This window comes from Bacillus carboniphilus (assembly GCF_039522365.1).
Taxonomy (GTDB): domain Bacteria; phylum Bacillota; class Bacilli; order Bacillales; family JC228; genus Bacillus_BF; species Bacillus_BF carboniphilus.
The window spans coordinates 20,683-46,497 of the sequence record NZ_BAAADJ010000018.1; the positions used below are offsets into that span (position 1 = coordinate 20,683).

Here is a 25,815-nt window from a genome sequence, read left to right on the forward strand (position 1 = left end):
AAGCACACATTGATAAGTGAAGTTATTAGTTGGGTAAAGGCCCTACTTTTTGCAATTATAATGGCTTTAATTATTAGTATATTTATTGTCCAGCCATTCACGGTAAATGGAATTTCAATGGATCCCACTTTGGATGGAAGTAACCCCATGACACAGGATGATGTCGGAGACCGGTTATTAGTCTTTAAAACACCATATTTATTGGGAAGTAGTCCGGAAATTGGTGACATCGTCATTATTGATAGTCGAGTGAACCGTACGCGAACATTGAAGGACGATATTTTCGAAAGTCCTTTAATCGCAATGGTAATGGATGCTGACCATGTTGAAGAGGTTAATTGGGTGAAAAGGGTAGTTGGAATGCCAGGTGATGAAATTGAAGTAAAAGACGGGCAGTTATACCGAAATGGCCAACCGGTAGAAGAAAGTTATATTAAAGAAAAAATGAATTCTGACTTCGAGGCGGTTACCGTTCCGGAAGATACTATATTTGTTCTAGGTGATAACAGAAACCATAGTTCTGACAGTAGGGTGATTGGCCCTGTACCTATTGAAAATGTGTTAGGGAAAGTTGTTTTGAGGTTCTATCCATTTAATCGAATGAACGTATTTTAATAAAGAACATTAAACCTCCTGTAAAAAGGGAGGTTTTTCTTTTTGAGTTTATAAGACCTTTTTATCATTATTTAAATGCCTAGAAATAAGCAATTTTTATCAGTAAAAATTTGGAAGAGAGTGATACAATGGGAAAAGTGAAAATTAGCCCATGAACATCTAGGAGGATGGTACCGTGAATGATGTAAACGAAGTCCATTTTTATGAATCTAAAGGGAAGTTAGTGTTTCTTGCCCTAATGTCTATTGTGTTTATTGGTTTACTTTTGTATTTTAGCTTTTTGACATTTGCAGAACAAGACTATTTAGTAGGTGTTTTACTATTGTTAGGAGCTGCATTTTTTGGTTTATGTTTGGCGATGATCGGTAAAAAGTTATTTAGCAAAAACCCATATTTAATACTAAATAAACAATATTTGACCATTTTTGTACTGCCAAACAGTCCTGTGCAAATACGTTGGGAAGATATCAATGACTATATCTTTTACGAAATCCAGAGAAATAAATTTATTGGTTTAAGTTTGGATAATGAAGAAGGGTATAGCAAGTTAATGCCCGAAAAGATGAAGCGTCTGTCTCGAATCAATGTTAAAATGGGCTATCCTCAGTACAACATCGTATTTGGGAATTTAAAAGAGAAGCAAAGATTACTAGAAGAATTAGAAAAGCGCACCCCGCATATAAAGTTATTTCAGGCGGAATAAATAAAAAGATGCACGCGGCTCTCCCCGTGCATCTTTTGTTAGATAATACTAAAATGAAAAACTAGGCCGATAAATTCATTTTGTTTTTGTTTAGAAATAATCTCTGCAGCAATAGGAACACAGAAAATCCACCTATACCACCTATTGTATTTAAAATTAAGTCATCTACATCGAAGCTTCCAAGACTAAATACAAGCTGAGTTACTTCATACGTCAAACTTAGCATGAACGTTGCTAAAATAACATTTCTAAATCTAGAAAACTTTGTAAACAATAGGGGTAGAAAAAATCCAAAAGGAGCAAACCCAATCACATTTCCTACCAAATTATCAACCCGGATATTAGAATTTAAATCAGAAATGAATAAATATTGAAAAACGGTTTTAAAGGGAACCAAGTTGATACTGTTCATCCAATATTCATTCTGAAGGAAAAAATGCATATGCTCAAAAATTTGAGTAGGATGTATGTATTTAAACAATATGAGATTTGTAAGAACTAATAAGTAGATAACAAAGGAAAACCTTATTCCCAGTTTAAGTAATACCCTCATATTCAAACCTCCGCTATTTTACCCAGTAATTGGATATCTTTGATTATTCTATCATAAAGAGGCCACTCTATCGAATTTATTATTGAATACCAGATTGACTATGATAAAGTGAGATTATAAATATTTTCCAATTTTAATAGAGGGTTTTCTAACCCTTAAAGGATGGTATCCATGAGAAAAATTCTATTCTTTGCTTATCCTCAGTACGCAGACTTTGAAATTGGGCATCCTCTATTTTTCTTGAGAAAGGCAGGCAAGGCAGAGATTACAACGGTGACGGTCGATGGTAAACCGGTTAAAAGTATTGGAGGTTTGGTTGTAACTCCACAAGCAGCTATAGATGAAGTCAAAGTAAGTGACTATGACCTTGTTCTGATTTCGGGTGGGGATGGAGTTCATGAAGTAATGGATAAAGAATCTGTACAAATAATGCTACGAGAAGCAAATGAAAAAGGGGTGCCGATTGCGGCTATTTGTGCATCTGCGGTTCTTCTAGGAAAAGCGGGATTATTAGATGGAAAAAAATTCACCTGTACACCTGGGACTTACAACCAGTTTGGTGATATTTTCGAAGGCGCAGAATATTCCGGTTCAGATATTGAGGTAGGAGACAACTGGATAACAGCTAAGGGAACAGCTTTTCCACAATTTACAGTGGCAGTAGGGCATATGCTAAACATTTGGCGCGACGAAGATCATGCTGAGTTTGCCTTGAAGTTTAGTAGGGGTGAAATTGGATAAAATGAACGCCCATCATTCTTAATGATGGGCGTAGCTACAATTACTTACAAACCAGAAAATTTATAATAATCCTGGGTGTTAAATGAGACAAATCCACAAGACTCATATAATTTCAGTGCATGGGCATTTTTTGCTTCTACCTCGAGAAAAACCGGGAATCCTGCATTTGATTCTTTCTGAACAATTTGTTTTAACGCACATCTTCCAATTCCTTTACCTTGAAAGTCAGGAAGAACAGCAAAACCGTATATCCACGCTTCTTGATTTAATTGGCTAACTCGAATTTTACCTACTGTTTTTTCACCAAATTCAATCATGTACTGCTTCTGAGTGGTATCTTCTTTTACAACGTGATTAAATTGACGAGCCTCTGATTCGGCCAATCCAAAACATTGGACATCTAACTGTACTTCTAGCTCTTCATCTAGTAAAGTAACTGGTCGAATATTTATGCCCTCATCACTGAGCTCAAAATCCTCCCCATTCCATTTCATTTGGTACTCTGAAAATGAATAGGCACAAGAAATACCCTGTAAGAAGCCTTTCCCAGAACTCGAATTAGAAGGTGTATTTAAAAGTATTTGTGTTATATTTTGAACTTTGACCTCTTGAATGGCTGCATCAAAGAGATGTGAGAAAATCCCTTTCCTTCGATATTTTGGTGCAACCATCCCACAAATTTCTACCTTATGACCAAATCCATATAAACCTAAGAACCCTATTAACTCTTGGCCGTCATAATGAAAAAAATCATTTTTAACTAGAGAATCTCGATTCTGCAGCATATCCCAGTTTAGCTTTAACGAGATTTGATCCGCCTTCTCACATTTCTTTTGAAGCCTCTCGATATCTTCTAACTGTTGTGGTGAGAGCATGTGGATTCCTCCTGAGTCTTTTATTGGTGTGTATAATCTTATTGTATAGGAAGGTCCATAGTCCCAAAAGCAGAAAGTTTTTACAAAATTCAGTCATAGACTGGAATATTATGTTAAAGTTATGGTGGATACAAATTTTGATGGAAGGTGATGTCATGTTTTTTCTGCAGATGTCTGGCTTTCCTGGAGCGGGGAAATCTACTCTAGCTAGGTTAATAGCTGAAAATACAGGTGCAATCGTTATTGACCATGATATTATAAAATCCGCATTACTCGACTCCTTGGACGTGAGCATAGACCCTAAGCTTGCAGGGAAAATGGCATACCAGATTGATTGGTCTTTAATTGATCTTCATTTGTCTCAAGGATTTAGTGTCATTTTAGACAGTCCTTGCTTTTATAAGGAAATGATTGAGAGAGGCATGGACTTGGCTACAAAGCACTATGCGGACTATAAATATGTGGAGTGCTATCTTAATGACTACCAAGAGATTAACCATAGACTAAAAACGAGAAAAAGAATGAAGAGTCAAATACAGCAGGTTGCCGGTTCTGAATTGGATTTTAAGAGATTTGTAGACAGCAGCGTAAAACCACCAGGTGGGAATTTTTTAGTTGTTAAAACGGATCAACCTATTCAGAAATATTTCAACAAAGTTATTCAGTACGTCCATCAGTAATATAGGAGAGAACACATGAGAAAAAGACATTTATTTCTATTTGGAGCCGGTCCGCCTTTTAACGAAGAGCTTGGAAAGGCCTATTCTAACTTGGCACAACAGCGTGAGGGACATATAAGTATTCTATTTTTAGAGCGTGAAGGCTGGGAAGCATACATGCCTAAATACACAAGTGTCTTACAAGCGAATGGCATGGAAAATTTCCGCTATATTCCTCTTTCATCAACCCCAACTGAACAACAATTAGCAGATTTACAGGCGAGTTCCGGGGTCATCATTGGTGGTGGAGATACACAGCGATATCAACAGTACATAGTCGATACGAAATTTGGAGAGCAAATTGTTCAGTTATATAAGCATGGTGCCCCTGTTGCAGGTTTTTCAGCGGGTGCTCTTCTTTGTCCAGAAAACTGTGTTATTTCACCTACCGATAATGCATCAAAAGAACAACTTTATCTGAAAGGTTTAGGAATCATTAAAGATTGTGTAATTAGTGTTCATTACTCTCAATGGAATGAAGAGGAATATTTGAAAGAGGCTATTCAAAGAACTCGGGTATCCACTGGATATGGATTTGATGAGTATGTAGGGGTTTATTTTGAGAATGAGGCTTTTGTACAGTCAGAAGGAGAAAAGTTGTACGTATTCAATAGGAGTGAGTTATGAAAAAAACAGGGATGATGATCATTTTGTTCATGCTATTGTTTATGGCTGGTTGTAGTAATGAGGAGTTAGAGTCCCAGATTGAGCAGCTAAAGGGGGAAGCAAAGGAAATTAAAAATGAAAAGGAACTTCTTCAATTAGAGGTTATTGAGCTTGAAGAGCAGCTAACTCGTAAAAAGGAAGAAAAGAATACTTTGAAACAAGAACTAGAAGCTTTCTCCTCACAAAATGGTTCATTAGAGGGGGCATTGGACATCTATAGTGAGTTGCTTAATGAATCTGAAGTAGAGTTTAAGGGCGTTTTGGAAGCTATTCGAAATGAAGTTGGCGTTGAAAAGCTAAAAGAACTAAAAATTTTTAGCCCTGAGAATATTGTAGTGGGTGAACAAGTTGGAGATTTCCTGGTGACTTCTGTGAAAAATGAAGAAGGAGTGACCGGAGAAACCAATTACTTTGTCCAATTCCAAGGAGAGTTTGAAATTGAAGGGGAGTTAATAGCAAACCAAGGGGCAAGTGGTTACTTATTTCTTGTGGATGCAAAGGAATTCCTCAAATTCCCTCAAACGATCGAACACTTATCATCACCCTATAAAATTTCCTTCAAGGTAGCTAACACAGAGTTTCTTTTAGAAGAGGTAGGGGACCAGATAGAAGAAGTGGATTTAACCTTCGATAGTTTTCCATTGCGTGCAATCTTTACTGACTACTCTTTCAACTACGTCCCATATACCGATATTAGAAGTAGTGCTATGTTAAAAAAGGTAGTAGATACTGACATGTAATTTCAAAATATTAACATGAGGATGAAAACAACGATGGAATACCCACTAGCATTAGAAGTCGAGGGTTTGACATTAAGAGGGATAGCCCATAAACCTGAAATACGAGGAAAAAGCCACTTCCCTGTAGTCATTTTATTTCATGGATTCACAGGGAATAAGTTAGAAAGTAATTTGATGTTTGTCCAGTTTGCACGTGAATTGAATAAGCATGGAATCGGAGCCGTGCGATTTGATTTTTCTGGTTCGGGAGAAAGTGATGGGTATTTCGCAGACATGACCTTTAGCAAAGAAGTTTGTGAAGGTGAACATATTCTAGCATTCACCGAAACACTAGACTGGGTGGATACAAATCAGATCATGTTGAACGGTTTTAGTATGGGAGGTGCAGTAGCGGCTCTTGTTGCTGGAAAATCCCCGAATAAAATTAAAAAGTTATGTCTGTGGTCACCAGCGGGAAACATGAATGAGAAAGCTGAGCTATATTTTTCTCAATTCCGCCAGCTGCCAAATGGAAATGTGGATATTGGTGGCTTTGAGCTAGGACGGGGGTTTTTAGAGGACTTAAAGGGGCGCAATTTATATGAAGGCATTACTTCTTATCAAAATCAGGTCATAATCATTCATGGTGGGGATGACCAGGTGGTACCTCCTTTAATAGGTGAAAAATATTTGGAGGCCTATAAAGAAAATGATGTGAAATTTCATGTGATTGAGGGAGCCAACCATACATACGCCGCGGTTGGTTGGAAGGCAGAGCTCTTTAAGAGGAGTATAGACTTTCTAGCAGAATAGAGTGGGAATCACTAACATGTCGTCTGGTATGCGACAAGTTTTTTTATTTCGGAAAAAAATGGTTGATAAAAAAATAAAAAGTAAATACAATGTGTATATAAACATATATACACATATACACAATAACACTTGGTGGGAGGATTTTAATGATGAATCAAAGTTGGCGTGATGCCTGGTGGTTAGTAAAATTCGAGTTTAACAAAACGAAATGGAGTTTTCTCTTACTTACGTTGGTACTGGTTGTCTTAACCATGATGTTTGCCACTACTTTAACTGATTATCAGGAAGATAAGGTGTTTATTGATTTATTCTTTTTAGGTGCTGTTACGATGGCTCCTTTTATGGGGAGAACAAAAAACTTTTCGCTTAATAGACTGTATGGAGATTTTTGGGGTTCACCCTATTTTAATTTCCTAAAGCAAACTCCTGTTTCAGAGAAAGTGTTACTAAGAAGCCGTTTTTTATTGTTTGGGTGCCAAAGTATATTGCTCAATTTCATAATATTAACCCTTTTCTATGCCTTTTCAACATTGGTAAGAGAAAGTTATTCTCTACAAACATATCTAATATTTTCGATTCTCTGGATGATAGTTGGCCTAATTACTTCAAGCTCAATTGCTGCTGCAGAGTTTGGAAGTGAAATGAGAATGTGGAAGATTGTATTCTATTGTATTGTATTTTACGGAGGCTTGTTTACGAGTGCTGTTCTTTACTATCATTACACTGAGTTTGGAGTGCTTGGCGGATTCTTTTACTTAAGTGAACATGCTCCGCTAATGGCTCTTTTAATAGGAATCGTATTATTGATTATGAACTTTGTAGGTTGGAAAATTTACTCTGTAAAAATAATGCATACTGTTAACTATTTATAAGGAGGAAGGTTATGTTATTACCCATTCAAATATCACAGGAGAGCAGAGAGCCAATTTATCACCAAATTGGTACGCAAATAAAGGCTCTAATCTCAAGTGGGTACTTGCCTGTAGGAACGTCTCTTCCTTCCATTCGTGCACTAGCAAAGGATTTACAGTGTAGTGTGATCACAACCAAAAGAGCATATCAGGATCTTGAACATGAACACTTCATAAAAACAGTTCAGGGGAAAGGGACATTTGTTGCAGAGGTTGGTTTGGAGTTAAAAGAGGAAATTAAACAGAAGACGGTAAGGGAAGCACTAAATAAAGCAATTGATATTGGCCTACAGCATGATTATAAGTTAGACGACTTAATAAAGATGTTTGAGGTGGCAATAGAGGAGAGGAGGAAATAATATGAATGTTATGGAACTAAAAGGTGTTGTGAAACAGATTGGTGACTTTACATTAGGACCAATAGATCTAGAAATACCTACAGGCAGTACTTGTGCAATTATAGGAGACAATGGGTCCGGTAAAAGCACGTTACTTAAGCTTATTTTAGGATTAGCGAAAGAGAACGAGGGAAAGATTCATCTATTTGGATCGGAAAGAATACATAGCGATGATCGTTGGAGGAGTCGAGTGGCATATCAATCTCAAACTTTAAAGGGGTGCGATCGGCTTACTGGGAGAGATTTAGAAAAGTTAATATCAAAATTCTCTTCATCCTTTAAACATACATCTTTTCGCCAGTATGTAAGAGAGCTTGATATTCCTTTAAATAAGCCAATCATCAATTTATCAGAAGGAGTTCATAAGAAATTAAATGTGGCCCTTACTCTAGCTCAAGATAGTGAGTTGACAATATTTGATGAACCTACTGCTCATATGGATATCCATGCACAAAAGTTTGTCATTAGTGAAATGGTCAGACAGTTAGAGGAAGACTCAAGTAAAACAATTCTTTTTGCTAGTCATCAATTGGACGATATTCGAAAATTAGCGGATTACTTACTGTTTATTCGAAAAGGTGTGTTTTTAGGAATGGTTGAAAAAGACGAGCTAAGTTCTATGTTTATTCGATATTGGGTAGATACGTTACCGCATGAGAAGGTTCCAGGAACGGTTATGCAAGGCAAACAGGGACATGAGTTAGTTTCTATTGATAAGAAGCATACTGAAAATGCACTTGAAAAAGCAGGGATAAAAGTAATACAAAAGACAAAGGTTGAACTAGATGATATTATTCCTTGGATTTTATCCGGGGAGGTTCAACTAAAAAAATCGCCAGTTTTTAACTAAAAAAACCTTTGCCACTTACCGAGATAATTGTGGCAAAGGTTTATTCATATTGTTCATCATTCTGATAATCCGGTCTTTCTCGATATATATTTTCAATCCACTTTTGAAAAAAGAAGATAACAACCGCTACTGATTGCATTAAACCTAAAATACCTATCCTCTTGATGCGCTTTAGTTTAACAATACCGATTCTTTCAAACAACGGCATTATAGCGAAAGCAAAGAAGGAATCTAAAATGAGATTGGAAAGGAAAAATACCCAAGAACCAAATTTATAGGTTAAATGGAAAATCCAAATGGTTCCTACGAAAAATGGCCCCAAAATAAAGGAGTAATCTGATATTCTTAGCCATTTTGCAATGAGTTTATTTAATTTCCACCACTTATTTATGTATGCCATTTCATAAACAAAAGTTAAACAAACAGATCCAAGTAACGCTGCAGGAAAGAATTTCTTCTTTTCATAATTTGGGATAAAAAGAAAACTAATCCAGGAAAGAATTAACCCTGAATACAAAACAAACCTTGGAAACATCATCGCACCACCCTATGAAGATACACATATTATTTAACTCAGCCCCGATTTTCATACAAAATTTTCGGGGAGCACTCTGTTATACCTAGAATTCAGATATGAAATTTATATACAAGCTATAAGATTAGGGGAAAAGGGGAAATGGAAACTTCAATCTCTTCCTTTTTTAGCAATAACACCGTGTTAAAATGGGTTATGTTGCTAGCTCGGTTAAGCTCCTAAAACTTCTCGAAATTTCTCGAATTGAACAAAATTGTCAGAACTCTATAGAGAAACAAAAAAATATAAGGCTTTAGGAAAGGAAAAGAAATGAAGGATCTAGTAGTACGTATTGTGAAAGTGGGTATAGCAGAGAAATCGATATTTGAAAGCTTAGTTAGCCTTTACTTGCATGACCTTTCTGAATATACAAATGATCTAGATATAAACAGCCAGGGGAACTTTGAGTACAATGGCCTCCACTTATATTGGGAACGCGAAGAGCTTATACCTTTTTTCATTCTGTTAGAGGAGAAGGTAGTAGGTTTTGTTTTATTAAATCAAAGCCCATTTATTCCAGCGGGATTCGATTATGGCATCAATGAATTATTTGTATTAAGGAAATTTAGAGGGAAAGACATAGCAAAGATGGCAGTCAAAGAATTATTTAGTATGTATAAAGGTACATATTACATTGTTCAGCTAACCAAGAACCAACCAGCAGTAAATTTTTGGAGACGTCTTTACAAAAATCTCAATTTAAAGGTTGACTATATAGAAAAAACAGTAGATGGAGAACCATGCAACCTTCAAAAAGTGTCGGTGCAGTAACTGATTTTTCAGTGTGCCTGTCACTACTTATCAGTTATCAGAAAAGTGGGAATATGGTACCATGGTTAAAAGGGGCTGAATAGAAACGGTGTCGAACGAAATTCAGTATAAAATTTGGACAGTCTGCATGATTCAAGACGGTGATTATATATTGCTAATAGATAGACAACATGATGATTTCAAAGGATACATACCTCCTGGGGGCAAGGTTGACTTTCCTGAAAGTATTGTTGAGGGTGCGATTCGGGAAGTGAAAGAAGAAACAGGTCTGGATGTTAAGAACCTAATGTATAAAGGACTTTATGAATACGTAAATCCAATATCCAAAGCTCGATACATGATGTTTAACTATTTAACGAAGGATTTTTCGGGGGAGCTTCTTCAAAATCCTCCAGAAGGAAGACTCGTTTGGGTAAAAGTTGATGAAGCATTGAATCTGCCCATGCAAGAATCGATTAAACGAAGGTTCCCTTTATTTTTTGAGGAAGGGACCTTTGAAATCCAAGTTGTTTGGGATCATGAAAAGAATAGGGAAGCAAGTTTTTCAATTAAACATACATAAGATGGAGGGCTTCAATTGAATCAATTAAAAAAATTAAATGAAATTTATGATGAAATACATAAGCAGTTTGTTGAGGTTAGTAAACTTAGCTGGACCCAGTATACAGCGGGATATGATTTTGGTGTTCAAGAAGCGTATGAAAAAGCTGTGGAGAAATTAAAAGATAAGAAGAATTATGAGGCTATTCAATCGTGTCTTGAGTTAGAACTATCTCCAGTCGATTCACGAAGAGTGGAAATTGTACAGAATATGTTTCAGCCTTATCACCTTTCTAAAGAGCTAAATACATTAGATAGTGAAATTAAAAGAAAAGTGAATGAGCTATCAAAGGTCCTCAATACATTTCGCTATTCTTTTAATGGTCAAACAGTTTCATCTGTTGACCTTAGCCAGATACTTAGCAGCAATCCTGATCGAGAAATGCGAAAGAAAGCTTATTTTGCTAGAAATCAAATTAATAAAGCTATGATCGATGCAGGTTTTCTTGATTTACTTGAATTAAGAAAAGAATATGCAAAAGCTTATGGGTCTGAAAACTTTGTGACGCACATGCTTGAAAAAAATGAATTGGATCCTTCAACGTTTGAAGGATGGAAAGAACAGCTTCATGAGAGCTTGCCGAAAATGAATCAGGCTCGCACTAGGTTTGCCCAAGAATACTTAAAAGATGACCAGATTATGCCTTGGGACGAGGCATATATTGATTCAAAGGTTGCACCGTCTCTAAATAAACAAGTGGATATGTCTGAATACTATACAAATATTCAAGAGTTATTCAATATCTTTGATATCGACATCTCAAAATTTAATATCACCTATGATATCTTCCCAAGAGCTAATAAATCAGAATGGGGATACAATTTCCCAGTTGAAACCGCAAAAGACTCACGAATTTTAGCCAATGTAAAAAATAGATATTTTGAATACGGGGTTTTACTTCATGAAACCGGGCATGCAGTACACTCGTTTCTTTTAGATCCTGAAGAAAAGATTTTAAATAAAGGAGTAAGTGGAATTATTAGCGAGGGTATCGCTAACCTATTCCAGGGATTCCTATACAGTCCAGTCTTTTATGAAAAGTTTTTTGAAGACAAGAACACGGTAGAAAGACAGTTTACTAACTTAAAAGAATATAAGAAGTTAAACTCACTACGGGCTGTCAACCGAATTTTCCTTGACCATAAAATGTATACCACCAAGCTAAACTCCTTGGATGATGTACATCAATTATACTGGAATAATCAAAAGGAACTTTTAGATGAAAATCCTTTTGACATGGATCCACCATGGGCTTATATTATTCACTTTACGACGCATCCTATTTACCTTCACAACTATTTTATGGGAGACGTCACTTGTGAAATGTTATCCAAGGTCTTCGAACGTAAATTTGATGCATCTATGGTTGAAAAACCTAAAGAATTTGGCCAATTCTTAATAAATGAAGTGATTAAGCCATCAGGAACATACAAATATAATGATTTATTTAAGAAGATTAGTGGAGAAGAGTTTTCTCTAAAGTATATGCTTGACTAAAGAATGAGCCCCATTCCAGCAAACTTGTGTGGAATGGGGCTTTTGCCATCTCGTCAACCAACAGCTTCTCATAAAATATATCAAAAAGTGTAGGATGTGATCATAATGAGAAGACAAAGAAGAAAATCTAGGTGTATTTTCCCTGGGTACAGATGGTGCGGTCCTGGATGTGGTGGACCTGGGGCTCCTACTAATGACGTGGATGCATGTTGTATGAGGCATGACCTTTGTTATCAAAGAGGAGGATTAAGAAAAAGATGTGACCTAGAATTTATGGATTGTCTTCGTTCAAAGATAGACCGACGGACAACTAAAGGTAGACAAGCAAGTTTGATGTATAATGTTATGAAAATAAAGTCAGTATTTACTCCGCGTTAATTGTGAATATGGACAAACGCTATTCCGCTCTCCACATAAATATTCTCCAATAAATTTTATTTAAAAACCATTGACCTTCACGCTACGTTAAAGTGTACAGTTAAGTTGTCAGGAGGTGATGATCATGGAATATACCATTCAAAAGCTTGGGAAGTTAGCAGGAGTCAGTACAAGAACTCTTCGGTACTATGATGAAATTGGAATTCTGAAGCCGGCCAGAATCAATTCGTCAGGCTACCGAATTTATGGTCAAGATGAAGTAGATAAGCTCCAACAAATATTATTTTACAAAGAACTAGGAGTTCGTCTAGACCAAATCAAACAAATAGTGAATGATCCAGATTTTAATGGAACCCAAGCACTCCAAGAGCATCTAACACAACTCCTCGACAAACGAAGGCAGTTAGATTTACTCATCGCCAATGTTAAGAAGACAGTGGCGGCAAAGGAAGGGAGAATTACGATGTCTGACAAAGAAAAGTTTGAGGGCTTTAAGCAAAAACTAATAGATGATAATGAAAAGCAATATGGAGAAGAAGTACGTGAAAAATACGGCGATGATGTGGTCAATCGCTCAAATGCAAAACTTAAGAACATGACAGAAGAGCAGTATGATGAGGCTAACAGACTTGCTGAAGAGATTCACACAACACTAGCGGAAGCGTTTAAGGGTGGGGACCCTTCAAGTGAATTGGCTCAAAAAGCTGCAGAATTACACAAAAAATGGCTCATGTTTTACTGGCCACAGTACAGTAAAGAAGCGCATGCTGGACTTGCCCAAATGTATGTAGATGATGAACGATTTACCGCCTATTATGATAAAGAAGAGCCAGGAACGGCAGAGTTTTTAAGAGATGCTATTCACATTTATACAGGAATGACGCAATAAATAAAAGGATGCACAGTAGTTAGTACTACTGGCATCCTTTTACCTTTATTTAATGGAAGAACCACCCACTAATGATTCAGCAGGTCTACCAAGGATAAGCTGGCTAATGTTTGCAAAGCCGATACCTTGATAAGATTTTAATGTATCTTTTATAACTTCGTAGTGCTCGTCAATTTTTAACCGATGCACTTCTGTTTTATATAGGTTCATAACAGAGTCATATACCATATTCGGTGCGTGTTGACCTGGGTCTTCGTCTAATATTAAGCAGCCCATATATTGATAACGAAAGTGCAGGTTACGGGTTAAATGTACGACGTGCAATAGCTTCTCATAAAGATTAGGGTAAGCTTTCTCTACTTGTTCAAGGGCTTCCTTTGTGGCTGTAAGTTCATGTTGACTACATAGTGTTGTCATGATTAAATCCTCCCCACCTATTGGTCCCAAGGTTTTTTCACTGTAAGGTACTCAGCCAGTTCCTTACTTTTTTCTCTTCTTAATCTTCGTATTTCAGCTCTTTCCTTCGCTGTATCATATAGGAATTTTTCTTCTTCCGTTTCAGGCAAGACACTTGGCACTTCAACTGGCTTTTTATCTTGATCTAATGCAACAAACGTTAGAAAAGCTGTGGCAGCCATTCTACGTTCTCCTGTTAACATATCTTCAGCAATAACTTTACAGAAGATTTCCATTGAAGTTTTTCCTGTATACGTAACAAAAGACTCAATACAAACTGAATCTGTTTGATGAATAGGACATAAAAAATCAATAGAGTCGGTAGATGCAGTTACACATTCTTTCACCCTTGAATGACGTCTAGCTGATAGTGTGGCTGCACTGTCTAATTTCTTCATCAATACTCCACCGAAAAGGGTATTATAGTTATTTAAATCACAAGATAGAACTTGATCTGTATTTATAATTCGACTTTCTTTCACTTTTTTAGCTTCCATATGTTCGCTTCCTTTCTGCTTTGGAATCTTTCACCAGATGCCAATCCAAAAGGATTTGCTCTTGCCTAAGTAAGTGTACGCCGGAGAAAACTATTAGTAAAATGGATAGTTTTTATTACTTGTATAGCTTTTATCTATGTAAATGCTTAACTGGTGTATATAAAAGTAAAGGGCAGCTTCTTCAATTAGAAGCTACCCAGGTTTAATTTGTATCAGTGTATTGTTCTTGGAAGAACTGCAACCATTCTTTGGCTGCGTATGAAAGATAATGTTCCTTTGACCAAATGAGCGCCAATTTCCAACGAATCGAGGGATTGGCTACTTTTACAGTTTGAACGTGTTGCTTTAAGTGTCTACAAATACTTTCCGGTAAAAGAGAAACACCTAAATTGCTAGCAACCATTTCTTCAATAAAGGACCATTGTGAACTTTCTGAGATAATATGTGGGGTAAAGCCAGCTTGTTTGCATGACATGATAATACGGTCATTCATAACAAAATCTTTATTAAATAAGATAAATGATTCCTCTGCTAATTCAGCTAAGTTGACTTCATTTTTAGAAGCTAGCGAATGAGAGGGAGGTAACAATAGACGCAGGTCCTCCTCCATAAATGCGAAATAGTTGAATAACTCATTTTTGGTAGGAAGAACAATGACCCCTACATCTAGTAAGCCATTCTCCACATCCTCTTCAATTCTTTTAGAACCATCTTCAACGAGTTGAAAGGTAATTCCAGGGTACGTTTCATGAAATAAACCAACGACTTTTAGAAAAAAGTGGGCATCAAAAATCGGGGGAAGTCCAATACGGATTTTTCCTTTTTTAAGCTCTAAAAGGTTATCTAACTCGGTTTCTAGATTATTAAAGGCTTTGTCTATGAGCTTGGCTTGTTCCAATATGATTCGGCCAGCGTCAGTTAATGATAGTTGTTTACGAGACCGGTCAAATAAGGTGACGCCTAACTCTGTTTCTAAATTCTTGATCATTTTGCTAATGGTTGGTTGGGTTATAAACAAATAATCCGCGGCTTTTGAAAAACTCTTGAAATTTGAAACTTCAATAAAGTATTGAAGATGCTTAATATCCAAAATCATCACCTTACCTAAAAAAAATTCAACTCTTTAAAATGGCTTCAGCCCTTATAACAATAGGGTTTTACGGGCCAACCATGACATTTATCATGGTCGTTATATGACACGTATGTCTGCAAGTATTTTTTAATTTTACCTATACTAAGAACAATAAAACACACAGAAAGGAAATGGGTGAAAAAGTGGATAAACAAAAGCAAAAAATGTTAAGAAAGCAAGTAGCACCTTATGAAAAAGCAGATACAAGGAAGAGTGTCATACAGACTATAAACACTTTAGTTCCTTTTTTTGTCATATGGATTCTTGCGTATCAAAGTCTATCCGTTTCTTATTTTCTGACTTTAGGACTTGCGGTTGTTGGAGCAGGCCTATTAACTAGAATGTTTATAATATTCCATGACTGTTGTCATCACTCTTTCTTTAAAAATAGAAAGGCGAATAAAATCCTGGGGACGATTACAGGAATACTTACACTCTTCCCATATCATCAATGGCAGCATGACCATTCTATTCATCATGCAACAAGCTCAAATCTAGACAAAAGAGGAACAGGTGACATTTGGGTGCTTACGGTGGATGAGTACGTGTCAGCATCGCTCTTCACAAAAATACGTTACCGTTTATATCGTAACCCTTTTGTCATGTTTGGCTTAGGACCAACGTATGTATTCTTATTTAAAAATCGTTTTAATAAAAAAGGTGCGAAACGTGAAGAACGCATTAACTTATATATTACTAATATTGCCATTGCAGTTATCGTGACAATCCTTTGTTTAACGATTGGCTGGCAAGCATTTTTGCTGGTACAAGGACCTTTATTCTTAGTAGCAGGATCTATTGGTGTGTGGTTGTTCTATGTACAACATACATTTGAAGACTCTTACTTTGAACCGAATGACAAATGGGATTACGTGTTAGCAGCTGTAGAAGGTAGTTCTTTCTACAAGCTTCCAAAGGTTCTTCAATGGTTTACTGGTAACATTGGGTTTCATCATGTTCATCATTTAAGCCCACGTGTTCCTAATTACAACCTAGAAGATGCTCACAATAATACAGAAGAATTGCAACATGTACCAACAATAACATTAAGAACAAGCCTTTCATCGTTAAAGTTCCGATTATGGGATGAAGAGCAAAAGAAGTTTGTTCGTTATAAAGACATTAAAGCAATGCCAGATATGAAAAGAGCTTTAGCTCAAACAAAGTCATAAAAATGGAATAGTTTGGATAAATCTGAAATGGTATGATAAAAACAGGGCCTAACTATTGGAGCCCTGTTTTTGATGTATTAGTTGAAAAGAGAGGAGGATGCTACCTATGACGATGATTAAACAATATGTGACCTTTCAAAAGAATAGTGGGATCTCTCCTTATATATGGATCATTCTTTGCATTTTACCTTTTTACTTTATCTTTCAAACCGATTCAACCCTAAAAATCATTGTAGGAATCCTGCTAACCATTGTCTTTTTTATCCTATATCGAATCGCTTTTTTTGCAAAAGGTTGGCCGGTATATTTATGGACCTTTATTTTAATCGGGATATCGATTACCTCAACGAGTCTCTTTAGTTACGTATACTTTGCGTTTTTCTTAGCGCATTATATTGGGAACATTCGGGATCGGGTTACCTTTCTGATTCTCTATTTTGTTCATTTAATTAGTACATCCATTTCTATAAATTTTGGAATCATCCAACAAGACGAATTCTTCCTTAAGCAGCTGCCTTTTGTCATTGTCATTTGGATTGCAGTTATCTTGCTACCATTTAATATTCATAATAAAAATGAGAAGGAGCAGCTTGAGGAAAAATTAGAGGATGCAAATAAAAGAATTCGTGTGCTTGGTATTTTAGAAGAGAGACATCGAATTGCAAGAGATCTTCATGATACGCTAGGGCAAAAGCTTTCCTTAATTGGCCTTAAAAGTGACTTGGCCAGAAGACTTATTTCTAAAAATCCAGAACAAGCACGAAATGAACTAAAGGATGTTCAGCATACAGCAAGGACAACATTAAATGAAGTTCGGAAAATGGTATCGTCCATGAGGGGAATTCGATTAAAGGATGAGTTAGTTGAAGTGAAAAAGGTGTTAGATGCGGCAGAAATCGAGTTGGACATTGAAGAATCGAAGTTAGCGAATGTTTCTCTTTTAACTGAAAACATATTAAGTATGTGTATTAAAGAGGCCGTAAACAATATTGTGAAACATAGTGGAGCAACCAAATGTTCTATTTTTATTGAACAAACCTGGACGGATACCATTATTACAATCAAAGATAATGGGTCATTTAAAAAGAAAAACGACGACGAGCAAAAAGGCCATGGATTGATTGGAATGAAAGAGCGAGTCGAGTTTGTTAATGGAAAAATGGAAATAGAAACAGAAGACGGAACTACATTGATATTTACGGTACCAAATGATGTCAAGCAGACAGATAAGGAGGAGTTCTAATGATTCGAATCGTGATCGCTGAAGACCAGCAGCTTTTATTAGGAGCCTTTGGGTCATTACTTAGTTTGGAAGAGGATATGGAAGTAGTAGGTAAGGCTTCAAATGGTGAAGAAGCGGTAGCTCTTGTGAAAGAACTCAATCCGGATGTCTGTATTATGGATATAGAAATGCCGGGAAAAACAGGTCTTGAAGCCGCAGAAGAAATAAAAGGCATGGATTGCAAGGTTATCATTTTAACGACCTTTGCACGTTCTGGCTATTTTCAACGTGCTTTGAAGGCTGGTGTAAGTGGCTATTTCTTAAAAGATAGTCCAAGCGAGGATTTGGCGAGCTCCATCCGCAGTGTTGTGGCCGGGAAACGCATTTATGCTCCCGAGCTAATTGAGGATGTTTATGCTGATGACAACCCACTAACGGACCGAGAAAAGGAAGTGCTGGAACTCGTTGCAGATGGGAAGGACACGAAGGAAATTGCCGCCAAGCTCCAAATTAAAACGGGAACCGTTCGAAACTATATTTCTATTATTTTGGAAAAGCTGGGTGTCAAGAACCGAATTGAGGCCATAACGTATTTTAAGGAAAAAGGGTGGTTTAAGTAGAATTTATGGAAGGAAGGGATGAGAAGTGATTTTATGGGGTGTTGTTCTGCCCATAGTCTTCATTATAAGCGTACTTCTTAGTATAGTTTTACATTCTGCTAAAGTTAGGGAGAACAAAAATAAAGGGTATATGCAGCTCTTTCTTACACTAGGAGTGATGGCCATTTCATGTGGAATAGCTATGAAGAATTTTTTTACGTATGCTCCTACTGTCGGATGGATAATGGGATTTGTCTTTTTTGTGATTAGTAGTATATATGCTATGAAGTGGAAGCAGGAGAGTAAGGGAGTTAGTAATAAGAGTTAGTTATAAACACTCTATTTTTTGTTCTGAATCTACTAGTAAAGCAAGAACGTTAGCTAGGCGGACTCAGGTTCCGCTATTTGTTCCAAAAGTGTAAATTTTACCCGATTTGAGGACAGAGGTTCCGTTATTGGTTGAAAATAGGCTTAATTTAGCCTTTTTTTCATTAAATAACGGATCCTGTGTCCGACAGAGCACGTTTTTAGACGATATTTAAGCAAATAACGGACTCAGTGTCCGCTACGCTCAAACCCTCACTACTCTTGATCTAGCTTCAACAACGTCTTCAGCATTACATCTGCTCCAGCTTTCGCATCTTCCCTAGAGGTAAACTCTTTTGGGTTATGACTAATTCCATCCTTAGAACGGACAAAAATCATTCCAACTGGGAAAAGGCCATTAAATTGCATTGCATCATGACCAGCACCACTTGGTAAAGAAACCACTGGCACTTCTAGTTCAGAAATACTTTCCTGAATAACAGCTTGAATGTCATCCGAGCAAAGGACAGGAGAAACGCGCTGTAATTCTTCTATTACCACTTCAATATTTCGGTCTCTACCAATTTGATCAGCAAATTCTCGGATTTGACTCTCAAGTCGGTCGCGGATATCTTCCTGAACATCGCGAAGGTCGATGGTAAATTCAACAGTTCCTGGAATAACGTTTACACCGCCTGGGGTTAGAGACAAAGAGCCAACTGTTGCAACGGCATCCGGGTAGCTACTTGCTAGTTTTTCAATTTCTGCTATCATGAGGCTGGCCGCTACAAGAGGGTCCTTTCGTTGGCCCATTGGTGTTGCACCTGCATGCTCTGCTTCACCAACGACTTTTACTTTTAGCCAGAGAGGTCCTGCGATTCCCGTTACGTTTCCAACTGAAACACCTTGACTCTCCAATATTTTTCCTTGTTCAATATGTAGTTCAAGATAAAGCTTCACATGGTCCATCTCGGCAGTGTGTAGTTTATCAGGATTAAATCCACGCTCGAGCATGGCTTCGCGAATGGAAATGCCTTGTTGATCTTTTCGCTCTAAATCCTCATGTGTAAGATGACCAGCGACAGCACGACTTCCTAAAAGGCCAAACCCGAACCGAGTACCCTCCTCATCCTTAAACGCAATAACTTTCACTGGATGGCGAAGATTGATTCCTTGTTCCTGAAGTGACTGCATGACTTCAATACCAGTCAAAACACCTAGGGCACCATCAAACTTGCCCCCGTTTGGAACAGTATCTACGTGAGAACCTATTAAAATAGTTGGTAAATCCTCTTCACCAGCTTTTGACCCTATCAAATTACCAACAGCATCATAAGAAACCTCTAATCCAGCTTCCTCCATAAACTGTTTTACTTTCTCATTGGCTGCATGCTCTTCCAACGTATAAGAAAAGCGATTCACCCCATCATCGACCGTTTTCCCAATCAAAGCAAGCTCTTGAATTCTACTCCAAAGACGTTCACTATTTACCATATCCACATGCCTCCCTTTAATACGTTAGTGTACTACACTCGACCGTGCATGTCATCAATCGAAATTTGTCGAATAGACTTCACACTTTATTTCAGTAAGGAATCTATATAATATATAATGTAAGAATAGAGTTATGATATATGGCCAAACTGGCTAGTAGTTGGCTATATCCAGATTGATTCAAAAGTAGGAAAGGAGTGCAGCAAATGTACTTGACGGTAAAAGAAATTGCAGAATATTTATCTCTGGAAGAATCTTATATCGAGAACCTAATCCTACAGAAGAAAATTCGAGCTGTTCATGATGGGGAACAATACCTAGTAAATAAAGAACAATTCAATTTACACTTGGAGCAAATGGAGCAATATAAGAAATTGATGGCTGAATATTTGAGTGAGCCCATTCCAGAGGATTCTGATGTGAAGGATGAAGATTAGCACATTTTTTTAGAAGTATAGTTTTCAGTCGTTTGGGGAAAATGAAACAAACTTCCCAAGAACTGGAGATGATGGAATGGCTGATCAAAAAAATAGAAACAATCAAGGCTCTGAGAAAGAAGAAATCGTGAAGCACAGGACTTTGCATTTAGGTACTGTAGAGTACAGCTTACAGGACGTTTCTTATGCACCTGGTGAAAACAGTTATTTAAATGAACATTCTGAGGGGGAGTCTGAAAATGAAGAATAAACAGTCGGGTAGTAAGAACAAGACGGACTCTTTTAAAATGAAAGATCATGAATTCTCCGAAGAGTTATCGGACGGCGGAGAAAGAGATGAAAACATTAGAAGGCTCTCTAGGAAGAAGTAGACACTGTGTAGGCGGTGTCTTTTTTTATTGGGAGGTTTTCACCCCATTCACACAACCCTGAATAAATTTAAACAAACGTTTGTTTAAATTTGAAAACCGATATAGGTTAGGGATTCAGCCCTGGAATTGCACCTTCATCCTCAGAATTGCACCTTCAGCCCTGGAATTGCACCTTCACCCTCAGAATTGCACCTTCAATCCGGCAATTTATATATATTTAAAATCAGCGCAAAAAATTAAAGGAATCTTCCTTCGAGTGTCGAAATAAAAACTAATACATTCTGAAGGGAGTTATTGCGTGTGAGCCAAAACCTGAGTGTTATGAAAGAAACTGTTCAACAATTAGTACCTGAAGCCATTGAGAAATTAAAAGATTATTTGAGGTTGCCAACGATATCTGCCCAAAAAAAATCCATTCCTGAAACCGTTCAATTTGTTACTGACATGATCATTGAAGCAGGTGGTGAATACAAAATTTTAGATGATCTTGGAGGTAATCCTGTTGTTTATGGATTTTTCCAAGCAGGGGAAAACGGAGATTCCACTAAAACTCTATTATTCTATAACCATTACGATGTTCAGCCACCTGAACCATTTAATGAATGGGAATCAGAACCCTTCGAAGCCACTATTCGCGATGGAAAGATATTTGCACGTGGTGTAGCAGACAACAAAGGGGACCTGGTTGCACGATTAACAGCCATCAAAACACTTCGACAAGTAGAAGGTGGTTTACCTTGCAATATTAAATTCCTCATTGAAGGGGAAGAGGAAATTGGTAGTCCGAATCTACCATTATATATGGAAAAGTACCACGAACTTTTCCAAGCCGATGCATGTATTTGGGAGTTCGGAGGAAAGGACGAGAAAGATCGAATTAGTATGGTGGCTGGGATTAAAGGCATGGCTTACATGGAACTAAGTTGTGTTGGTGCTGATATTGATATGCACTCCTCTGTTGGTGCATATGTGGATAATGCAGCATGGCGTCTGGTGCAAGCGTTAGCTACTATGAGGAATCAAGATAATGAGATTTTAGTAGAAGGTTTCTATGATGGGGTTGTTCCCTTAACAGAGGCCGAAATTAAAGCAGTTGAAGCCCTTCCTTTCAATGAAGAATCGGTCAGTAATCTGTATGGTTTAAAACGCCCACTCATTACAAAAGCGAAAGGAATCGACCCAAGAGTTGCAATGGTGGCTCAACCGACGATGACGATTTGCGGTATTGAAAGCGGGTATACCGGAGAAGGCGCAAAGACAGTTTTACCTAAAAATGCAAAAGTGAAACTAGATTGCAGACTTGTTCCCGGACAAGACCCAGAACATATATTTGAAAGTATTCAAGCTCACTTGCAGAAAAATGGCTTCCATGATGTTAAAGTAGAATTATTAACTGGTCAAAAAGCATACAGATCTGACTTTAGCCATCCATTTGTGGCACATGTAATGGACACAGCTCGTGAGGTGTACCAAAAAGATGCTGTGTTAGCACCTAATTCAGCGGGTACGGGACCTATGTATATTTTCGGCAAGCACCTGCAACTTCCTATTGTTAGTACAGGGGTTGGCTGGGTTGGCTCAAAAGCACATGCTCCGAATGAATCGGTCCGTTTGCAGGATTTTGAGCAAGGAATTTTACACATGGCTCATATGATGTCTGGGTTTGCTGAGGCTTTGAATCAACAAGAACAGAGTTTAGAAGCATAGTATTTTTATAAAAAGAAAAACCAGAATGATCCATCACATTTCACCATTAGAAAGGAACAAAACGATGAAACAAGATTTAAAAAATCACTTAGAATCATTAAAGACAAGCCTTTGGGACATGAGCGATTACTTATACGAACACCCTGAATTAGGGGATCAAGAATTTAACTCGATGAAGTTACTAGTCGAATACTTAAAGGAACATAACTTCACTGTTGAAACAGGAATCGTGGATAGACCGACTGCTTTTAAAGCTGTTTATGACAGTGAAAAAGAGGGACCAACAATTGCTTATTTAGCTGAATATGATGCCCTGCCTGAAGTGGGTCATGGATGCGGACACAATATGATAGGTACCATGAGTGTTGGTGCAGGTGTGTTGTTAAGCAAAGTAATTGATGAAATTGGGGGCCGTGTGGTTGTGTTAGGTACCCCGGCAGAAGAAACCAATGGGGCAAAGGTTCCAATGGCAGAACAAGGGATTTTTGATGACATTGATGTAGCGATGATGCTTCATCCTTCTGGAGAATCCTATGAGAGTGGGGATTCGCTTGCCATGGATGCCCTACAATTTGAATTCCGTGGTAAAACGAGTCATGCAGCAGCATCACCGGAAAAAGGAATTAACGCCCTAGATGGTGTCATTCAATTATTCAATGGTATTAACGCACTTCGCCAGCATGTTACTTCTGACGTCCGCATACACGGAATCATTACAGAAGGTGGAGTAGCAGCAAACGTAGTGCCAGATAAGGCAGTTGCTCAATTCTATGTAAGAGCCAAGGACCGTGACAACTTAAATGAAGTGGTCCAAAAGGTTAAAAATATCGCAGAAGGGGCTTCCTTAATGACAGGAGCTTCAGTTCACATCAGTAACTATGAGCTAAGCTACGATAACATGATTACAAACCAAACGTTGTCCGAAATTTTCACCGAAAACCTATTAGGTGCTGGTGTGAAAAAGGTGCATAAATCAGCAAGTGGATCAGGCTCACTCGACATGGGAAATGTCAGCCACGTGGTGCCTGCCATCCATCCATATATCGGTTTAGATAGCCCTGGATTAGTCGGTCATACCCGAGAATTCGCAAATCTAACCATAACCGAAAACTCACACCGAATCCATGCAATGGGTGTACTGGCCCTTGCATCTACAGGATATGACCTTATCACAAACAAAGAACTGTTTGACAAAGTAGCAGCTGAATTCGTGGGACAGAGGGGACAGGTTTAGTGTCCCACAAATCTCCCTCTTAATGAGGGGGATTTTTTTTGTGCATGAAGAACGTCTGAGTTCGGAAAACTGGTGATAATTTCAGATAACACCAAGCTGAGTTCCGAAATAAGACGTTTAACTTCTGAATAAATCTCTCTAACTTCTGAAAAGAGGTCACTGAGTTCTGAATTAGGAGTTATAAGTTCTGAAAAAGGCATTTTTACTTCTGAATAAAGTCCTCTGAGTTCCGAATTAGCAATCAAAACTTCTGAAAAACATTCATTGACTAGCCCGAACCAACAACCGGATCTTCTAATTAACCTCAAAAGCCGGCTACTCTATAAAAAATCTCATACACAAATGCACCCAGCTGTAAATACCAGTGATTTAAGATGCAAAAAAGGACCGCCCCTTTTGAGTCCTATAAGGAACAATCCTAAATTGCGCGCATCTCCCAATAACCTAAGAATACCTCTTCACAGGCTCTCTCATTAAAACAGTTACCCCAATCTTTTTACAAATGGTTAAATAATGCATCAAGGCCACGAGAACCGCACCCGTATTCATTCCAATGATCACACCCTCCATTTGTAGCTCTTGGATTGACCCTAAGACATACATGAGAACAAATGAAATGATGGTAGACCATATTTGATGATAAAAAGCATCAGATACTAATCCCAAACCAATTAAAAACGCCTGCATTGGAATGATGAAGAAATGGAACAAAAAGTACGGCCAAAGGATTTGCAGATATAATTCAGCTGAATTAGATTTGAAAAATAGTTGAGTAAGAGGTTCCGCAAAGATATAGAACACAATCACTGCAGGAATTCCATAAAGTGCAGTGAACCTCATTACTTTCTGTAACAAGCTCTGAAGCATGGCATAATTTTTGTCAGCATGGGCTTTTGAAACAGTTGGGATTAAGACAATCAACAAGGAATGAGCGATAAAGGCTGGGAAGAAGCCTATGGACAGTGCTACCCCAGCTAGCAAACCAAAATGCTCTGTAGCTAACCCTGCTGACAATCCCGAAGCCACTAATGCAGCTTTAATTAAGAACGGTTGAACAGCATGAGAAACAGAATGGAAAATACGTAGCCCAGTGGTCGGGACGGAAACAGATAACAAATTTCGCCGAACAATTTTCTTATCTAAATAGGATATAGGTCTTCTGTTTAATTCTTTGAGTTGTAGGATGTAGTTGACTCCCAGGTACCCAAGAACGACAAGATCTGCAACTACAATCGTACATAGTGCAACGAGAATGGATGTATTGGTCTCAAATTCAAGCAATCTATAAATAAAAACCAAAAGTAGCAACTGGACAAATTTTCGTAAAAAGTTCGAGAATGCTATTTTCCCCATGGCGTGCGTTCCCATAAAATATCCGCGGGTAATCGAAGTCAGTGAGATGATCGGAATTAGGGCAACGACAATCCATCTGACCATCGGATGGTAGTCATCAAATACAGGTATGTAAGGTAAAACTAAGACCGCCACAATCAACAACGCTCCTGTAAACAGAACGGTAAGGCTCGTTGCATGCTTTAACATACTTCGATGATATCGTTCTTCTTGTTCCGCAGCGAATTTTGATATGGCAATCGGGAGTTCTAAGCTGGCTAAAATGACAATCAGGAAAATGGAAGGAAGAATAGACATATAGAGACCCATTCCTTTTTCTCCGAGTTCTCTCGCAAGAACCATATTCACTAAAAACTCGATACATTCACCAATGAACGCAGCAATGATTAACAAGAGAGTGCCTTTAAAAAATGTTCTCATGGTTGTCTCCTTTTCTCTATTAACGGGAGGTGCTCCCTTGATTGAGTATAAATATTAACGATACTATAAAGATATGAGACAAGTTGTACAAGTTATGACAAGAAGTGTGATGGGGGAATACTCGTAATGAGATTTCACAAGG

At 37.7% G+C, this 25,815-nt stretch carries 31 protein-coding genes; 23 read left to right on the top strand and 8 right to left on the bottom strand.

What is annotated here, in order from left to right:
- Positions 1 to 9 precede the first annotated feature (9 nt).
- Positions 10 to 615: a signal peptidase I gene (gene lepB / locus ABDZ91_RS08985; RefSeq protein ID WP_343798246.1), complete on the top strand. Its 606-nt coding sequence runs from the start codon at positions 10 to 12 to the stop codon at positions 613 to 615.
- Between the two features lie 175 nt (positions 616 to 790).
- Positions 791 to 1,318: an STM3941 family protein gene (locus ABDZ91_RS08990; RefSeq protein ID WP_343798248.1), complete on the top strand. Its 528-nt coding sequence runs from the start codon at positions 791 to 793 to the stop codon at positions 1,316 to 1,318.
- 61 nt (positions 1,319 to 1,379) lie between these two features.
- On the opposite strand, the gene ABDZ91_RS08995 is transcribed toward ABDZ91_RS08990, so the two are convergent.
- Positions 1,380 to 1,871, bottom strand: coding sequence for a VanZ family protein (locus tag ABDZ91_RS08995; protein WP_343798250.1), 492 nt, complete (start codon positions 1,869 to 1,871; stop codon positions 1,380 to 1,382).
- A 171-nt stretch (positions 1,872 to 2,042) separates the two neighbouring features.
- On the opposite strand from ABDZ91_RS08995, the gene ABDZ91_RS09000 reads away from it, so the two are divergent.
- Complete coding sequence (locus tag ABDZ91_RS09000; protein ID WP_343798252.1) at positions 2,043 to 2,612, top strand: DJ-1/PfpI family protein; 570 nt, start codon at positions 2,043 to 2,045, stop codon at positions 2,610 to 2,612.
- A 44-nt stretch (positions 2,613 to 2,656) separates the two neighbouring features.
- On the opposite strand, the gene ABDZ91_RS09005 is transcribed toward ABDZ91_RS09000, so the two are convergent.
- A complete protein-coding gene (locus tag ABDZ91_RS09005) occupies positions 2,657 to 3,487 on the bottom strand; it encodes a GNAT family N-acetyltransferase (protein WP_343798254.1) in 831 nt (276 codons plus the stop codon).
- 155 nt (positions 3,488 to 3,642) lie between these two features.
- Between ABDZ91_RS09005 and ABDZ91_RS09010 the strand changes: the two genes are divergently transcribed.
- The 7 genes from ABDZ91_RS09010 to ABDZ91_RS09040 all read left to right on the top strand — a co-directional run bounded on the left by ABDZ91_RS09010 (position 3,643) and on the right by ABDZ91_RS09040 (position 8,563).
- On the top strand, positions 3,643 to 4,167 hold the full coding sequence (locus ABDZ91_RS09010; protein WP_343798311.1) for a P-loop nucleotide/nucleoside kinase family protein: 525 nt from the start codon (positions 3,643 to 3,645) through the stop codon (positions 4,165 to 4,167).
- A 15-nt stretch (positions 4,168 to 4,182) separates the two neighbouring features.
- On the top strand, positions 4,183 to 4,833 hold the full coding sequence (locus ABDZ91_RS09015) for a Type 1 glutamine amidotransferase-like domain-containing protein (protein WP_343798255.1): 651 nt from the start codon (positions 4,183 to 4,185) through the stop codon (positions 4,831 to 4,833).
- Positions 4,830 to 5,612: a hypothetical protein gene (locus ABDZ91_RS09020; RefSeq protein WP_343798256.1), complete on the top strand. Its 783-nt coding sequence runs from the start codon at positions 4,830 to 4,832 to the stop codon at positions 5,610 to 5,612. The genes ABDZ91_RS09015 and ABDZ91_RS09020 overlap by 4 nt, the downstream gene beginning before the upstream one ends.
- 33 nt (positions 5,613 to 5,645) lie before the next feature.
- Positions 5,646 to 6,404, top strand: coding sequence for an alpha/beta hydrolase family protein (locus ABDZ91_RS09025; RefSeq protein WP_343798257.1), 759 nt, complete (start codon positions 5,646 to 5,648; stop codon positions 6,402 to 6,404).
- Positions 6,405 to 6,550: 146 nt separating this feature from the next.
- Positions 6,551 to 7,276 (top strand): hypothetical protein, encoded by a 726-nt coding sequence (locus ABDZ91_RS09030; RefSeq protein WP_343798258.1) that lies wholly within the window; start codon positions 6,551 to 6,553, stop codon positions 7,274 to 7,276.
- 11 nt (positions 7,277 to 7,287) lie between these two features.
- On the top strand, positions 7,288 to 7,674 hold the full coding sequence (locus ABDZ91_RS09035) for a GntR family transcriptional regulator (protein WP_343798260.1): 387 nt from the start codon (positions 7,288 to 7,290) through the stop codon (positions 7,672 to 7,674).
- A 1-nt stretch (position 7,675) separates the two neighbouring features.
- Positions 7,676 to 8,563 carry an ATP-binding cassette domain-containing protein gene (locus tag ABDZ91_RS09040; protein ID WP_343798261.1) on the top strand — a complete coding sequence of 296 codons (888 nt, stop codon included), beginning with the start codon at positions 7,676 to 7,678 and terminating at the stop codon, positions 8,561 to 8,563.
- Positions 8,564 to 8,603: 40 nt separating this feature from the next.
- Here ABDZ91_RS09040 and ABDZ91_RS09045 read toward each other — a convergent pair whose 3' ends face one another.
- Complete coding sequence (locus ABDZ91_RS09045; RefSeq protein ID WP_343798262.1) at positions 8,604 to 9,101, bottom strand: hypothetical protein; 498 nt, start codon at positions 9,099 to 9,101, stop codon at positions 8,604 to 8,606.
- Between the two features lie 306 nt (positions 9,102 to 9,407).
- Between ABDZ91_RS09045 and ABDZ91_RS09050 the strand changes: the two genes are divergently transcribed.
- The 5 genes from ABDZ91_RS09050 to ABDZ91_RS09070 all read left to right on the top strand — a co-directional run bounded on the left by ABDZ91_RS09050 (position 9,408) and on the right by ABDZ91_RS09070 (position 13,273).
- Positions 9,408 to 9,908 (top strand): GNAT family N-acetyltransferase, encoded by a 501-nt coding sequence (locus ABDZ91_RS09050; protein WP_343798264.1) that lies wholly within the window; start codon positions 9,408 to 9,410, stop codon positions 9,906 to 9,908.
- An 88-nt stretch (positions 9,909 to 9,996) separates the two neighbouring features.
- Entirely contained in the window at positions 9,997 to 10,470 is a 474-nt protein-coding gene (locus ABDZ91_RS09055; protein ID WP_425541813.1) for an 8-oxo-dGTP diphosphatase, read from the top strand.
- Between the two features lie 15 nt (positions 10,471 to 10,485).
- Positions 10,486 to 12,006, top strand: coding sequence for a M3 family metallopeptidase (locus tag ABDZ91_RS09060; RefSeq protein ID WP_343798265.1), 1,521 nt, complete (start codon positions 10,486 to 10,488; stop codon positions 12,004 to 12,006).
- A gap of 105 nt (positions 12,007 to 12,111) precedes the next feature.
- Positions 12,112 to 12,384 carry a phospholipase A2 family protein gene (locus ABDZ91_RS09065; protein WP_343798267.1) on the top strand — a complete coding sequence of 91 codons (273 nt, stop codon included), beginning with the start codon at positions 12,112 to 12,114 and terminating at the stop codon, positions 12,382 to 12,384.
- A 124-nt stretch (positions 12,385 to 12,508) separates the two neighbouring features.
- Positions 12,509 to 13,273, top strand: a complete 765-nt coding sequence (locus ABDZ91_RS09070; RefSeq protein ID WP_343798268.1) for a MerR family transcriptional regulator — start codon at positions 12,509 to 12,511, stop codon at positions 13,271 to 13,273.
- Positions 13,274 to 13,318: 45 nt separating this feature from the next.
- Here the strand turns inward: ABDZ91_RS09070 and ABDZ91_RS09075 are convergent, their stop codons facing one another.
- The 3 genes from ABDZ91_RS09075 to cidR form a co-directional block, all read right to left on the bottom strand.
- Entirely contained in the window at positions 13,319 to 13,690 is a 372-nt protein-coding gene (locus ABDZ91_RS09075; protein WP_343798270.1) for a hypothetical protein, read from the bottom strand.
- A 17-nt stretch (positions 13,691 to 13,707) separates the two neighbouring features.
- Entirely contained in the window at positions 13,708 to 14,226 is a 519-nt protein-coding gene (locus ABDZ91_RS09080) for an acyl-CoA thioesterase (RefSeq protein WP_343798272.1), read from the bottom strand.
- Between the two features lie 202 nt (positions 14,227 to 14,428).
- Positions 14,429 to 15,316: a cidABC operon transcriptional activator CidR gene (gene cidR, locus ABDZ91_RS09085; RefSeq protein ID WP_343798274.1), complete on the bottom strand. Its 888-nt coding sequence runs from the start codon at positions 15,314 to 15,316 to the stop codon at positions 14,429 to 14,431.
- Positions 15,317 to 15,489: 173 nt separating this feature from the next.
- Here cidR and desA point away from each other — a divergent pair, with 173 nt between their 5' ends.
- From desA to ABDZ91_RS09100, 3 genes are all read left to right on the top strand, one after another.
- Complete coding sequence (desA, locus tag ABDZ91_RS09090; protein WP_425541814.1) at positions 15,490 to 16,530, top strand: Delta(5) desaturase DesA; 1,041 nt, start codon at positions 15,490 to 15,492, stop codon at positions 16,528 to 16,530.
- A 112-nt stretch (positions 16,531 to 16,642) separates the two neighbouring features.
- Positions 16,643 to 17,773, top strand: a complete 1,131-nt coding sequence (locus ABDZ91_RS09095) for a sensor histidine kinase (RefSeq protein WP_343798314.1) — start codon at positions 16,643 to 16,645, stop codon at positions 17,771 to 17,773.
- Positions 17,773 to 18,372 (top strand): response regulator transcription factor, encoded by a 600-nt coding sequence (locus tag ABDZ91_RS09100; RefSeq protein WP_343798277.1) that lies wholly within the window; start codon positions 17,773 to 17,775, stop codon positions 18,370 to 18,372. The genes ABDZ91_RS09095 and ABDZ91_RS09100 overlap by 1 nt, the downstream gene beginning before the upstream one ends.
- A 561-nt stretch (positions 18,373 to 18,933) precedes the next feature.
- Here ABDZ91_RS09100 and ABDZ91_RS09105 read toward each other — a convergent pair.
- Positions 18,934 to 20,151, bottom strand: a complete 1,218-nt coding sequence (locus ABDZ91_RS09105) for a Zn-dependent hydrolase (protein ID WP_343798279.1) — start codon at positions 20,149 to 20,151, stop codon at positions 18,934 to 18,936.
- Between the two features lie 206 nt (positions 20,152 to 20,357).
- Here ABDZ91_RS09105 and ABDZ91_RS09110 point away from each other — a divergent pair, with 206 nt between their 5' ends.
- The 5 genes from ABDZ91_RS09110 (at position 20,358) to ABDZ91_RS09130 (ending at position 23,900) form a co-directional block, all read left to right on the top strand.
- The gene (locus ABDZ91_RS09110; protein ID WP_343798281.1) at positions 20,358 to 20,588 is read left to right on the top strand and encodes an excisionase family DNA-binding protein; all 231 of its coding nucleotides are present in this window, start codon (positions 20,358 to 20,360) and stop codon (positions 20,586 to 20,588) included.
- A 76-nt stretch (positions 20,589 to 20,664) separates the two neighbouring features.
- Positions 20,665 to 20,838, top strand: coding sequence for a hypothetical protein (locus tag ABDZ91_RS09115; RefSeq protein WP_343798283.1), 174 nt, complete (start codon positions 20,665 to 20,667; stop codon positions 20,836 to 20,838).
- Complete coding sequence (locus tag ABDZ91_RS09120) at positions 20,828 to 20,959, top strand: hypothetical protein (RefSeq protein WP_343798285.1); 132 nt, start codon at positions 20,828 to 20,830, stop codon at positions 20,957 to 20,959. Before ABDZ91_RS09115 ends, ABDZ91_RS09120 begins: the two co-directional genes overlap by 11 nt.
- Before the next feature lie 321 nt (positions 20,960 to 21,280).
- Positions 21,281 to 22,666 carry a M20/M25/M40 family metallo-hydrolase gene (locus tag ABDZ91_RS09125; protein ID WP_343798316.1) on the top strand — a complete coding sequence of 462 codons (1,386 nt, stop codon included), beginning with the start codon at positions 21,281 to 21,283 and terminating at the stop codon, positions 22,664 to 22,666.
- 64 nt (positions 22,667 to 22,730) lie between these two features.
- On the top strand, positions 22,731 to 23,900 hold the full coding sequence (locus ABDZ91_RS09130) for a M20 family metallopeptidase (RefSeq protein ID WP_343798286.1): 1,170 nt from the start codon (positions 22,731 to 22,733) through the stop codon (positions 23,898 to 23,900).
- A gap of 444 nt (positions 23,901 to 24,344) precedes the next feature.
- On the opposite strand, the gene ABDZ91_RS09135 is transcribed toward ABDZ91_RS09130, so the two are convergent.
- A complete protein-coding gene (locus tag ABDZ91_RS09135) occupies positions 24,345 to 25,673 on the bottom strand; it encodes a polysaccharide biosynthesis protein (RefSeq protein WP_343798288.1) in 1,329 nt (442 codons plus the stop codon).
- Positions 25,674 to 25,815: the final 142 nt, after the last annotated feature.

Bases quoted from the DNA above. Each gene is read 5' to 3' on its own strand.
- ABDZ91_RS09045 (WP_343798262.1), bottom strand. From the start codon at position 9,101: ATGATGTTTCCAAGGTTTGTTTTGTATTCAGGGTTAATTCTTTCCTGG.
- ABDZ91_RS08995 (WP_343798250.1), bottom strand. From the start codon at position 1,871: ATGAGGGTATTACTTAAACTGGGAATAAGGTTTTCCTTTGTTATCTAC.
- ABDZ91_RS09125 (WP_343798316.1), top strand. From the start codon at position 21,281: ATGAAAGAAACTGTTCAACAATTAGTACCTGAAGCCATTGAGAAATTA.
- ABDZ91_RS09120 (WP_343798285.1), top strand. From the start codon at position 20,828: ATGAAGAATAAACAGTCGGGTAGTAAGAACAAGACGGACTCTTTTAAA.
- ABDZ91_RS09020 (WP_343798256.1), top strand. From the start codon at position 4,830: ATGAAAAAAACAGGGATGATGATCATTTTGTTCATGCTATTGTTTATG.
- ABDZ91_RS09000 (WP_343798252.1), top strand. From the start codon at position 2,043: ATGAGAAAAATTCTATTCTTTGCTTATCCTCAGTACGCAGACTTTGAA.
- ABDZ91_RS09100 (WP_343798277.1), top strand. From the start codon at position 17,773: ATGATTCGAATCGTGATCGCTGAAGACCAGCAGCTTTTATTAGGAGCC.
- ABDZ91_RS09135 (WP_343798288.1), bottom strand. From the start codon at position 25,673: ATGAGAACATTTTTTAAAGGCACTCTCTTGTTAATCATTGCTGCGTTC.
- ABDZ91_RS09005 (WP_343798254.1), bottom strand. From the start codon at position 3,487: ATGCTCTCACCACAACAGTTAGAAGATATCGAGAGGCTTCAAAAGAAA.
- ABDZ91_RS09050 (WP_343798264.1), top strand. From the start codon at position 9,408: ATGAAGGATCTAGTAGTACGTATTGTGAAAGTGGGTATAGCAGAGAAA.
- ABDZ91_RS09095 (WP_343798314.1), top strand. From the start codon at position 16,643: ATGATTAAACAATATGTGACCTTTCAAAAGAATAGTGGGATCTCTCCT.
- ABDZ91_RS09065 (WP_343798267.1), top strand. From the start codon at position 12,112: ATGAGAAGACAAAGAAGAAAATCTAGGTGTATTTTCCCTGGGTACAGA.
- ABDZ91_RS09115 (WP_343798283.1), top strand. From the start codon at position 20,665: ATGGCTGATCAAAAAAATAGAAACAATCAAGGCTCTGAGAAAGAAGAA.
- ABDZ91_RS09080 (WP_343798272.1), bottom strand. From the start codon at position 14,226: ATGGAAGCTAAAAAAGTGAAAGAAAGTCGAATTATAAATACAGATCAA.
- ABDZ91_RS09040 (WP_343798261.1), top strand. From the start codon at position 7,676: ATGAATGTTATGGAACTAAAAGGTGTTGTGAAACAGATTGGTGACTTT.
- ABDZ91_RS09010 (WP_343798311.1), top strand. From the start codon at position 3,643: ATGTTTTTTCTGCAGATGTCTGGCTTTCCTGGAGCGGGGAAATCTACT.
- ABDZ91_RS09015 (WP_343798255.1), top strand. From the start codon at position 4,183: ATGAGAAAAAGACATTTATTTCTATTTGGAGCCGGTCCGCCTTTTAAC.
- ABDZ91_RS09110 (WP_343798281.1), top strand. From the start codon at position 20,358: ATGTACTTGACGGTAAAAGAAATTGCAGAATATTTATCTCTGGAAGAA.
- ABDZ91_RS09035 (WP_343798260.1), top strand. From the start codon at position 7,288: ATGTTATTACCCATTCAAATATCACAGGAGAGCAGAGAGCCAATTTAT.
- desA (WP_425541814.1), top strand. From the start codon at position 15,490: ATGGGTGAAAAAGTGGATAAACAAAAGCAAAAAATGTTAAGAAAGCAA.
- ABDZ91_RS09075 (WP_343798270.1), bottom strand. From the start codon at position 13,690: ATGACAACACTATGTAGTCAACATGAACTTACAGCCACAAAGGAAGCC.
- ABDZ91_RS09130 (WP_343798286.1), top strand. From the start codon at position 22,731: ATGAAACAAGATTTAAAAAATCACTTAGAATCATTAAAGACAAGCCTT.
- ABDZ91_RS09105 (WP_343798279.1), bottom strand. From the start codon at position 20,151: ATGGTAAATAGTGAACGTCTTTGGAGTAGAATTCAAGAGCTTGCTTTG.
- ABDZ91_RS09070 (WP_343798268.1), top strand. From the start codon at position 12,509: ATGGAATATACCATTCAAAAGCTTGGGAAGTTAGCAGGAGTCAGTACA.
- ABDZ91_RS09030 (WP_343798258.1), top strand. From the start codon at position 6,551: ATGATGAATCAAAGTTGGCGTGATGCCTGGTGGTTAGTAAAATTCGAG.
- ABDZ91_RS09025 (WP_343798257.1), top strand. From the start codon at position 5,646: ATGGAATACCCACTAGCATTAGAAGTCGAGGGTTTGACATTAAGAGGG.